Origin of the sequence: Sulfuricurvum sp. (genome assembly GCF_049305995.1) — a bacterium.
In the GTDB taxonomy this organism is placed as follows: domain Bacteria; phylum Campylobacterota; class Campylobacteria; order Campylobacterales; family Sulfurimonadaceae; genus Sulfuricurvum.
In genome coordinates, this window is record NZ_JBAQPS010000230.1 from 1 (window position 1) to 9,508 (window position 9,508).

Sequence of the window (9,508 nt, forward strand, 5' to 3'; positions counted from 1 at the left end):
GCTCCTAGCGGAGCAAGAGGGAATATCCAACTCTGAGGCCAAATCACTGATTGATAGAGGTTTGGTTTATGTTGGGAATAACAAGGTGATGATCGCACGGGGTGAAATCAGTGCCAAAACAGTGTTCATTGTCCAAAAAGTGGAAAAAGCGCGTCCGATATTTGAGAATGAGGATTTGATCGTTATCGATAAACCGGCTTTCGTCAACTCGGATGAGATCGAACGTCAGTTTAAAGGCTCACAGCTTTTGCACCGACTTGACCGTGAAACGAGTGGTGTTTTGATGCTGGTGAAAAACGAAGAGTTTCGTCTCAAAGCGATCCAAGAGTTTAAAAAAGACAATGTTTACAAAGAGTATGTTGCATGGGTAGAGGGATTGGTAAGTGAACCGTTTGTTATCGATCAGCCACTTATCACGGAGAAAAAAGGAAACAAAGCCTATACCAAGGTTGCTAAAAACGGTAAACCCGCTATAACTGAAGTGACTCCATTGGAAGTATCGGGGAAAAAGACGAAAGTGCAGCTCGTTATCCATCACGGACGAACGCATCAAATTCGTGCGCACATGAAATACGCTCAACATCCGATTATCGGGGATGAGAGTTACGGCGGACGACAGTCGAAGCGGGTCATGCTTCACGCGAAAAAAGTGACATTATTGGGGCGAACGTTTGAAGCGCCTGAACCGAAAGTGTTTGGGCATTTCGGAAGTTAAATACTCTAATTGTAATTGAAGAAAAAATTAAGTATAATTCGGAAATTTTTACACCCTGTAGAGCTATTATTTAGGAGTCAAAGTGTTTGATACACTAACCGAATCATTTACATCAGCCATACGCAAAATCCGTTTTCACGACGATGAAAAGGCGTTGACCAAGGCACTTGTCGAGCTTAAAAAAGCGTTGCTAAGAGCCGATGTGAACCACAAAGTCGTCAAAGACCTTATCGATTCGGTCGAACTCCAAACTAAACAAAGCGGTATCGGAAAAGACCAATTCCTCGATGCGCTTCGCAAATCGTTATATGCCCTTTTGGATGTCAAAGGCAAATCAGGATTTGTCTACGCTCCGATAGCACCGACCGTTATTTTGATGACGGGGTTACAAGGTTCGGGTAAAACGACAACAACGGGCAAATTGGCAAATTGGCTTAAAACCCGTCAGAAAAAACGGGTATTGGTTGTTGCGGCTGACTTACAGCGTCTTGCGGCAGTTGAGCAACTCCGTCAAGTGTGTGCCTCTATCGAAGTGGAACTTTATGCCGATGATGCAAGCAAAAATTCGATTGACGTGGTCAAAGCGGCTTTAGCACACGCAAAAAATGCACTTGTTGATGTCGTATTGATCGATACCGCCGGACGTTTGGCAATCGATGATGAGTTGATGGGCGAATTGGCGGAAGTGAAAGCCGTTGCCAACCCGCATGAGATATTTTACGTTGCCGACTCTTTATCGGGTCAGGATGCGGTTCGTACTGCAGCGACTTTTAATGAAAAAATCGGGATCGACGGCGTTATCCTCACCAAATACGATGGGGATTCCAAAGGGGGTGTCGCTTTAGGTATCGCTTCACAAATCCAAGTACCTCTACGCTTTATCGGTGCGGGTGAGAAAATGGAAGATCTCGAAATTTTCCTTCCAGATCGTATCGTTAACCGTCTTATGGGACTCGGTGATATCGAAGGCCTTGCAGAGCGAACCGCATCGGTTATCGATGAAAAACGGGCGAAAATTCTTACCAAAAAGATCAAAAAAGGGGAGTTTAACTTTAATGACTTCCTAGAACAGATGGAGAGCCTCAAAAAAATGGGGAGCATGAAATCCATTATGGGGATGATCCCAGGTATGGGCGGCATGGCGTCTGCGCTCAAAGATTTCGATTTGGAAAACTCTAGCCAGCTCAAACAGATCAAAGCATTGGTCTCATCGATGACGGTGAAAGAGCGCGAAGATCCTGAACTCTTGAATAACAGCCGCAAGGCTCGTTTGGCAAAAGGGTGTGGTTTGGATATTATCGAAGTGAACCGTATTTTGAAGCAGTTTAAAAATGCTTCTAAAATGGCAAAACGATTCTCGGGTAAATCTGGGATGAAAGACCTTCAGAGTATGATGGGTCAGATGCAAGGTGCGCGTTTACCGCGTTAACTTTGCCAATGCAAATGTTAAATACTGTACTCATTATGAGTTTAGTATTTAGCATTTGAAGAAGCTTAGAGGTTTTTCTTTTACTTTTGTGGGTAAAACACTCTTCTAAACTTCTTGGTGCAAAAAAAACATTTAAAGGACACACAATGGCAACAGTCATCCGTTTAACCCGTATGGGTCGCAAAAAACAACCTTTCTACCGTATCGCGGTAACCGATAGTCGCAAACGTCGCGACGGCGGTTGGATCGAATTGATCGGGTACTATAACCCAATGACAGACCCTATCACAACCAAAGTAGATGAAGAGCGTCTTAACTACTGGTTGAGCGTTGGTGCTCAAATGTCAGACCGCGTTAAAAAAATTACCGGTAAATAATGATGGTTGCGGACTTCGTCGCAGGTTTTGCTAAGTTAATAGCGTCTTATCCCGAAGAAATTCGGGTAGAATCGAATGAAGGCGACGAAGTGACCGAAATCGTTTTGTACGCTAATCAAGCGGATGTGGGCAAGCTCATCGGTAAAGAGGGTAAAATGATCGGTGCGATCAAAACCGTTATTTCCGGGTGCAAAGCCAAAGACGGAAAAAGTTACCGAATCAATGTCGAACCGCTTTCGTAATTCACCTCCGCAGGATTTACTCCATGTCGCCACTTTAGGCCGAGTCGTTGGCTTAAAAGGGGATATGAAACTTAACCTCTCCACCGATTTCCCTGAACAGTTTGCTCCTAATGCCTCATTCACCCTTGAAAATGGTAAAGAAATAATCCTCTCTTCCTATAACCCTGATCGTGAATTGGTTCATCTAAAGGGGATTGATTCTCCTGAAGCGGCTAAAGCACTCACCAATGCAAAACTTTTTACCACCTTTGAAGCGACGCGTGAGCGATGCAACTTGAGTGAGGGGGAGTTTTTCTGGTTTGATTTGCTCGGTTCAAGTGTTATGGAGGGGGAGATACTTTTAGGTAAAGTTCAAGAGATTGAACGTATCGGACCGTTGGATTATCTGCTAGTAGCAACCGATCCGTCGTTTGTTGCCAAAGAGCTTCCGGCTACCTTTTTAATCCCGTACATCGATCGTTTTGTTTTAAACGCCGATGCAACGGCTAAAATTATTACCGTAGAGGGCGGATTGGATCTGTTAGAGGCATCCTAATGCGTTTTACGTATGTAACCATTTTCGCTAATCTGATCGAAGGATATTTTCAAGACTCTATTCTCAAACGGGGGATCGAGTCGGGTAAATTTTCGGTTGATTATCTCAACCCAAGAGATTTCAGTACCTCAAAACATCATAAAGTGGATGATACTGCCGCAGGCGGCGGTGCTGGGATGTTAATGACACCTCAACCGTTGTTTGATGCACTTCGCTCACTCCCTGAAGACTCTCACATCATTTTTGTGGCACCGGTAGGGAAACAATTTACCCAAAACGATGCCAAGCGTCTTTCATCAAAGCCCCATGTGGTTTTTGTGAGCGGACGGTATGAGGGGATCGATGAGAGGGTAGTTGAACGCTTTGGTGATGAAGTGTTCAGCATCGGCGATTACGTCCTCACCGGAGGGGAACTTCCCTCACTGGTGATGACCGACGCCATCGTTCGAAATATCGAAGGTGTTTTGGGAAATAGTGAATCGCTGGAGTATGAGAGTTTCGAATCACCACTTCTCGAAGCGCCTTCATTCGGAAAACCCCCTGTTTATGAGAATATGAGTGTTCCATCAGAATACTTAAAGGGAAATCACAGTAAAATTCGTGCACTAAAATCGTCTCTGTCTGAATGCAAAACTGCGTACTTCAGACCGGAGCAGCTTCAAAAGCATAAAATAAGGACATCTTATGAAAAATAAGTACATTGCTAGCTTCGAGCAAGCACAAATCGCTAATAAAAACGTTCCTGAGTTCCGTGCAGGTGATACTCTTCGTCTTGCTGTAACTATTACAGAGGGCGAAAAATCACGTGTTCAAAATTATGAAGGTATCTGTATCTCTATTCGTGGAGAAGGTACTGGCCGTACTATTACTGTACGTAAAATCGGTGCTAACGGTGTTGGTATCGAGCGTGTATTCCCAATCTACAGCGACAGCCTAGAAAAAATCGAAGTTCTTCGTCGTGGTCGTGTACGTCGTGCTAAATTGTTCTATCTTCGTGATCTTGCTGGTAAAGCTGCACGTATTAAAGAAATTCGCCGCAAATAATCCCCTTCGCTGCTCTTTTGAGCGGCACCTTTTTCTTCCCTTTTGTTTTTTTAGAGTTAACGTATCATTCAAATTATGATGTTACTGGTACTATTAATATTTTTTAATTTTCCACAGAACTGCAATCGTTAAGATAGCCGCAAAAACAATCATGGCGATAAATGCATCGAGTGTGCCGTAATGGTGCTGAAACGGTAATCCCCCAGTATTCATACCGAAAAATCCTACAACGAGGTTAAGGGGCAAAAAGATCACCGATATAATCGTAAGGAGATAGATACTGCGATTGAGACGATCATTGGTTTGGATGTTGTGATAACGGTAAATGTCATCGAGCTGTGTATTGGCAGCAATCGTTGAGCGGAGTGAGCGTTCCAGATGTTCATGCAAGTCATTAAACTCATTGAGCAGATTGGTTTCACTAAGGGTATGTTTGGTTACAAACCGCTCAAAGACATCGACCGCTTTAATGATAACTCGTTCGGTGCGTGAGAGCTCTTTTTTGAGAATATGCCATCGCTCCATCGGGTTAAAAGATTGTTTTTTATAGAGGCTCTCTTCTATAAAAGCTATTTTGTCATGTGCAATCTCGATATCTTCCATAAAGGCATTGATTTTTTCATCTAAAAAGTGATAGAGATCTTTAAACCCATTCTCAAAGCGCGTTAGTTCTCCTGGCTTTCTATCATAAAAATAAATCTCTTCTTTAACAATGACAAAAGGGTAGGAAAAAAATCTCCCTTTGCTCTTCCAAAACTCATTTGAACGTAGAGTAAGGATATTGGCTTTCCCCTCCCAAAGTTCAGGGAGCCTAAGGATCAAGATTTGATATTCGCCATACGCTTCATAGAGGGAGGGGTGAATTGGATTTTGTAGGTCTTTTAGATGAAGTTCGTGTAACTGTACCATTTACTCTCCCTTAAGTGCCCGTTCCATATCACGCTTGAGACTTTTTTCTTTTAGATCATCCCGTTTATCGTAGAGTTTTTTCCCTTTAACAATTGCCACTTGCATTTTAGCGAGGTTTTTATCATTGAAATAGATACTCAGAGGAACGAGGGTAAACCCCTCTTTTTCTACTGCTTTAAACATCTTGTCGATCTGTTTTTTATGCAACAGAAGTTTTCGGCTTCCACGCTCTTCATGGGTATAATAGTGATGTGTTGTATCGAGTACTCCGATATGAACGCCGAACACAAATGCCTCACCTCTGACGATCTTGATAAAGCCGTCTTTGAGGTTGACCCGTGCGGCACGAAGGGCTTTGACTTCGGAGCCTTTGAGAACGAGTCCCGCTTCGAATTTCTCTTCGATGTAGTAGTCAAAAAAAGCTTTTTTGTTGGTGGCGATATTTTCACCCATGGGTATCTTCCTTGATTCTAAAAAAACTGCTTCCGCTTCCCGAGAAAAACCAGCCCTCTTTTTCATTTAATTCACTATAGCATCCCAAAGCAGAAGGGTAAAGATCATTGGCCTCTTTAGGACTTATAGAAGTGAGAATAGCACGTGAAGAGGTTGATTCTAGTCTTGCAACTTCTTCGGCTGAGATAGGGTCATAGAGGTTTTCACGGTAGTAGCGATACACAGAGGGGGTACTGATTTGGATGTCGGGGGTTATCACCTCAAAATCGATCAACGGTTCAGTGAATCGTTCAACAACTTCGCCGATTCCGCTGACATTGGCACTCTCATAGCCATAGACGAAAAAGGGGACATCCGCACCGACATTAGCACCGATACTTGCTAGTTCTTCAACACTTAGACCCAATTCCAGTTCCTCGTTACACATCCGTAAAAAGGTTGCCGCATCCGAACTTCCACCCCCCAAGCCTGCAAAGGAGGGGATTTGTTTATCGACACATATCGCGTGGTTCTCGAAAAAAGTGGAGAGTTTATCGGAACGTGTCGCGCTTTGGAGATATTTATAAGCTTTGTAGATGGTGTTAGAGTGAACTTCGCAGTCGAAATTGCCCCGTATTTCAAATTCAGGAGTTGCTTTTGGCTCAAACCATAAGGTGTCGAACAGATTTTTTACCCGCATAAAACGTGAACTAATGGTGTGATAATCGCCCCGTGTTCCGGTGATTTTGAGAAAAATATTGACTTTAGCGTAGGCTCTGTATCGGATCATAATTTGAGTTTTTGCACCAATTGTTGTAATAAAGAGGTATCACCGTGGGATGCCTCTTTATTGGAGTTCTCGACGGCTTTTACTAATTCACTACGGAGTACGCGAATATTATGTGGTGCATCAATTCCGAGTTTGACAACCCCTTTGTCGATTGAGACCACTTTGACGGTGATTGTATCGGCGATAATGATCGATTCTTCGGCTTTTCTGGAGAGAATCAGCATGCTTCAACCTTATTGAGAATGTAGCGGACACCATCGGAGGTGATCTCTAGTATCGAGATGGTATCGCCGTTGTCGATCCAGTAGGTTCCATTCTCGGAGATATCAAAATCTTCGCGTGCTAATGGTTGTCCTAAAAGAATCGTTTGTAATATGCCATTATAGCGGTTTTTGGGAATTGCGAGGGAGGTTTTTATATCGAGTTCTTTTTCATTTTCATAGATAAATTGCCCTTCGTTGAGTCTCTCTAATGCACTAAGCGCTCCATCACCTCCAAGGCGAGCGGCAATCATCTCTCCGAGAGATCGGATATAACTCCCCTCGGATACGGTTACTTCAAACGTGACGAAAGGGTGGCAGTAATGGAGCAGTGTGAGATCATAAACAGTTGAGGTGATTTCACGTAAATCAACCTCTTTTCCTTCTCGGGCAAATTCATAGGCTCTTCGTCCATTAATCCGCTTGGCACTGTATTTGGGAGGGAGGTAGGTTAGTTCCCCAACCATCGAGTCTAAAATAGTTTGTATCTCTTCATGAAGAACAGGTGCGACAGTTTCAATGGATTCGATTTTTTCGATATCGAGGGTAGGGGAGTAGGCTCCCAGCCATAGTGTTGCACGGTAGCGTTTGGGGGTTTTGTTTAAAAATCGGAAAAGTCGTCCGTGATTGCCAAATGCGATAATCAAAACACCCTTGGCAAACGGATCGAGGGTTCCAGAATAGCCCGCTTTTTTAACGCCGTAACGTCTTTTTAGACGCCCTAAAAGCTGATTGGAACTGATACCGGAGGGTTTATAGGCGACAAAAAGGCGGTTCAATCAGAGTTTCTCCACAAATGAGGCGAGAATATCTCGTTTGTTTCCGCCGAAGTTAATACTGAGTTTGAACTCACGTCCTGCTTTGCTCACTCCCTCAACCCGTCCGGCACCAAAGATTTTATGGCGCACCAAATCCCCTTTTTTATACGAAGTATTTTTTTCCAAGATGAGCGATCCTTCGCAGAGTCCTGCTTCGTTGATAAAGCGGCTTTTTTGTAGATCGGTACGGCGCCCTTTGTAGAAACGGCTGTTGACGTTGGAGAGGGTGAGGTTATTTTTGGCACGGGTGAAGGCGACATAGCCCAATCTGCGCTCCTCCTCCAAATCGCTCCCATCTCCGATAAGGGGTAAAAAGCCCTCTTCGAGTCCGATGACAAAGAGGTGTTCAAACTCCAACCCTTTGGAAGCGTGGATACTCATAATGTAGATACTCTCACCCTCCACCTGATCTTGTTCGCTTTGCAGTGTAATATCATTCAGAAACTCGGCAAGCGAGGCCTCTGGATTTTGTTTTACATAATCACGGAAAAGACCGTAAAACTCATCGATATTGGCGATTTTCTCTGCTTCATCCGGTAGCCCTTTGAGGGTCTCTTTGATTTTAAAACGCTCTTCAAGACGATCAATAAAACGGTAAATGGCTTCTTCGGCAACGAGACGAAGTTCGAGAATTTCAGAGACAAAATCACGCAGTTCTCCGGCACTTTTTTTCCGTACTAACGATTCTAGTTCGCTGTCATTGAGGGTAGAGATAAACTCAAACATCGATTTACCCGCCTCAATAGAGGAGAGTTCGATTTTATCAATAGTTGCTTTGCCAAGGCCCCTTTTTGGTTTATTGATGATTCGCTTGAGAGAAAAATTATCATGGACATTGGTGATGACACGTAGATAGCTAATGAGATCTTTGATCTCGGCGCGGTCATAAAACCGTAAACCGCCGACTAGTTTATAGGCGACTCCTGCGCGGTTAAGCCCCTCTTCGAGAGAACGGCTCAACGCATTGATTCGATAGAGTACAGCAATCTCGTTCGGACGAACTCCGCCGGTGATGAGAGTTTTGATTGCTTTGGCAATCTTTTGGGACTCTTCGCTCTCATCGTTGGAGGTGATAGTCTGAACATCATCTCCCCCCTCTTTCGTCGCGATGAGCGTTTTACCCAGACGGGAGCGGTTATGCTCAATCAGGGCATTGGCGACGGTGAGGATCGGTTGAGTGGAGCGGTAGTTGTGCTCTAATTTGACCACCATGGCATCTTGAAAATCTTGATCGAATTCGAGGATATTACGCACATGTGCCCCGCGCCAACCGTAAATACTCTGATCATCATCCCCTACGACACAGAGGTTGTTATGGGTAGAACATAGTTTTTGGAGTAGGCGTAATTGTAGCTCATTTGTATCTTGGTACTCATCGATCATAATATAGCGATATTTTTCAGAAGTTTGAGTACATAAATCGGGATATTCATCCAGTAAACGATAGGTAAGGCAGAGTAGATCATCGAAATCGACAAGGTTGTTTTTAAGTAGATAGGCTTCGTACTCTTCGTATATTTTAGCAATATGTTTGTAGTTGGTAAGTTCGGCTTGGAGATACGCTTCGGTAGGATCGATCATAGAGTTTTTATAACGAGAAATTTCACTGGCGATCAGGGCAGTGGGAAGATCGGCGTTAATTTTTTTGATTATCTTTTTTTTATCGTCGGTATCGATAACGACGAAATTGTTGGCACGCCCGAGGAGGTGGATATGAAATTTTAAAAAGAGTAGACCGAATTTATGAAAGGTACACAGCAGGGGAGGATATGAGTTTTGGGTGATGAGCCCCATCGCCCGATCACGCATCTCTTTGGCGGCTTTATTGGTAAAAGTAAGAGTGAGAGTGTTGCCTGCAGGAATTCCAACTTGATCAAGTAAATAAGCTAATCGAGTAGTAATCGTTTTTGTTTTTCCGCTTCCAGCTCCCGCTAAAATGAGCAATGGACCGTCAATT

At 43.7% G+C, this 9,508-nt stretch carries 13 protein-coding genes; 7 read left to right on the forward strand and 6 right to left on the reverse strand.

Translation table 11 applies throughout. The features are described from left to right. The 7 genes from WA010_RS07980 to rplS form a co-directional block, all read left to right on the forward strand. Window positions 1-715 (forward strand): RluA family pseudouridine synthase (locus WA010_RS07980; RefSeq protein ID WP_422556602.1); only part of this gene is annotated, 715 nt, incomplete at its 5' end. Window positions 716-797: 82 nt separating this feature from the next. Further along, a complete protein-coding gene (ffh, locus tag WA010_RS07985) occupies window positions 798-2,144 on the forward strand; it encodes a signal recognition particle protein (protein ID WP_422556603.1) in 1,347 nt (448 codons plus the stop codon). A gap of 146 nt (window positions 2,145-2,290) precedes the next feature. Next, window positions 2,291-2,521, forward strand: a complete 231-nt coding sequence (gene rpsP, locus WA010_RS07990) for a 30S ribosomal protein S16 (protein WP_013459360.1) — start codon at window positions 2,291-2,293, stop codon at window positions 2,519-2,521. Window positions 2,522-2,523: 2 nt separating this feature from the next. Continuing rightward, entirely contained in the window at window positions 2,524-2,763 is a 240-nt protein-coding gene (locus WA010_RS07995; RefSeq protein ID WP_294894857.1) for a KH domain-containing protein, read from the forward strand. Further along, window positions 2,744-3,298 (forward strand): ribosome maturation factor RimM, encoded by a 555-nt coding sequence (gene rimM, locus WA010_RS08000; protein WP_422556604.1) that lies wholly within the window; start codon window positions 2,744-2,746, stop codon window positions 3,296-3,298. Before WA010_RS07995 ends, rimM begins: the two co-directional genes overlap by 20 nt. Further along, a complete protein-coding gene (trmD, locus tag WA010_RS08005) occupies window positions 3,298-3,993 on the forward strand; it encodes a tRNA (guanosine(37)-N1)-methyltransferase TrmD (protein WP_422556605.1) in 696 nt (231 codons plus the stop codon). The genes rimM and trmD overlap by 1 nt, the downstream gene beginning before the upstream one ends. Then, window positions 3,983-4,342 carry a 50S ribosomal protein L19 gene (gene rplS, locus WA010_RS08010; protein ID WP_015652941.1) on the forward strand — a complete coding sequence of 120 codons (360 nt, stop codon included), beginning with the start codon at window positions 3,983-3,985 and terminating at the stop codon, window positions 4,340-4,342. Before trmD ends, rplS begins: the two co-directional genes overlap by 11 nt. Before the next feature lie 93 nt (window positions 4,343-4,435). Here rplS and WA010_RS08015 read toward each other — a convergent pair whose 3' ends face one another. From WA010_RS08015 to WA010_RS08040, 6 genes are read right to left on the reverse strand one after another with little or no spacing between them, the layout of a single operon-like run. Further along, the gene (locus WA010_RS08015; protein ID WP_422556606.1) at window positions 4,436-5,251 is read right to left on the reverse strand and encodes a CorA family divalent cation transporter; all 816 of its coding nucleotides are present in this window, start codon (window positions 5,249-5,251) and stop codon (window positions 4,436-4,438) included. Further along, a complete protein-coding gene (gene smpB, locus WA010_RS08020; RefSeq protein WP_422556607.1) occupies window positions 5,252-5,704 on the reverse strand; it encodes an SsrA-binding protein SmpB in 453 nt (150 codons plus the stop codon). It abuts the gene before it with no gap. Continuing rightward, a complete protein-coding gene (locus WA010_RS08025; protein WP_422556608.1) occupies window positions 5,697-6,473 on the reverse strand; it encodes a 4-(cytidine 5'-diphospho)-2-C-methyl-D-erythritol kinase in 777 nt (258 codons plus the stop codon). The genes smpB and WA010_RS08025 overlap by 8 nt, the downstream gene beginning before the upstream one ends. After that, complete coding sequence (gene csrA / locus WA010_RS08030) at window positions 6,470-6,697, reverse strand: carbon storage regulator CsrA (RefSeq protein ID WP_422556609.1); 228 nt, start codon at window positions 6,695-6,697, stop codon at window positions 6,470-6,472. The genes WA010_RS08025 and csrA overlap by 4 nt, the downstream gene beginning before the upstream one ends. Next, window positions 6,691-7,512, reverse strand: coding sequence for a tRNA pseudouridine(55) synthase TruB (gene truB, locus WA010_RS08035; RefSeq protein WP_422556610.1), 822 nt, complete (start codon window positions 7,510-7,512; stop codon window positions 6,691-6,693). Before truB ends, csrA begins: the two co-directional genes overlap by 7 nt. Beyond that, window positions 7,513-9,507 carry an ATP-dependent helicase gene (locus WA010_RS08040; RefSeq protein ID WP_422556611.1) on the reverse strand — a complete coding sequence of 665 codons (1,995 nt, stop codon included), beginning with the start codon at window positions 9,505-9,507 and terminating at the stop codon, window positions 7,513-7,515. Window position 9,508: the final 1 nt, after the last annotated feature.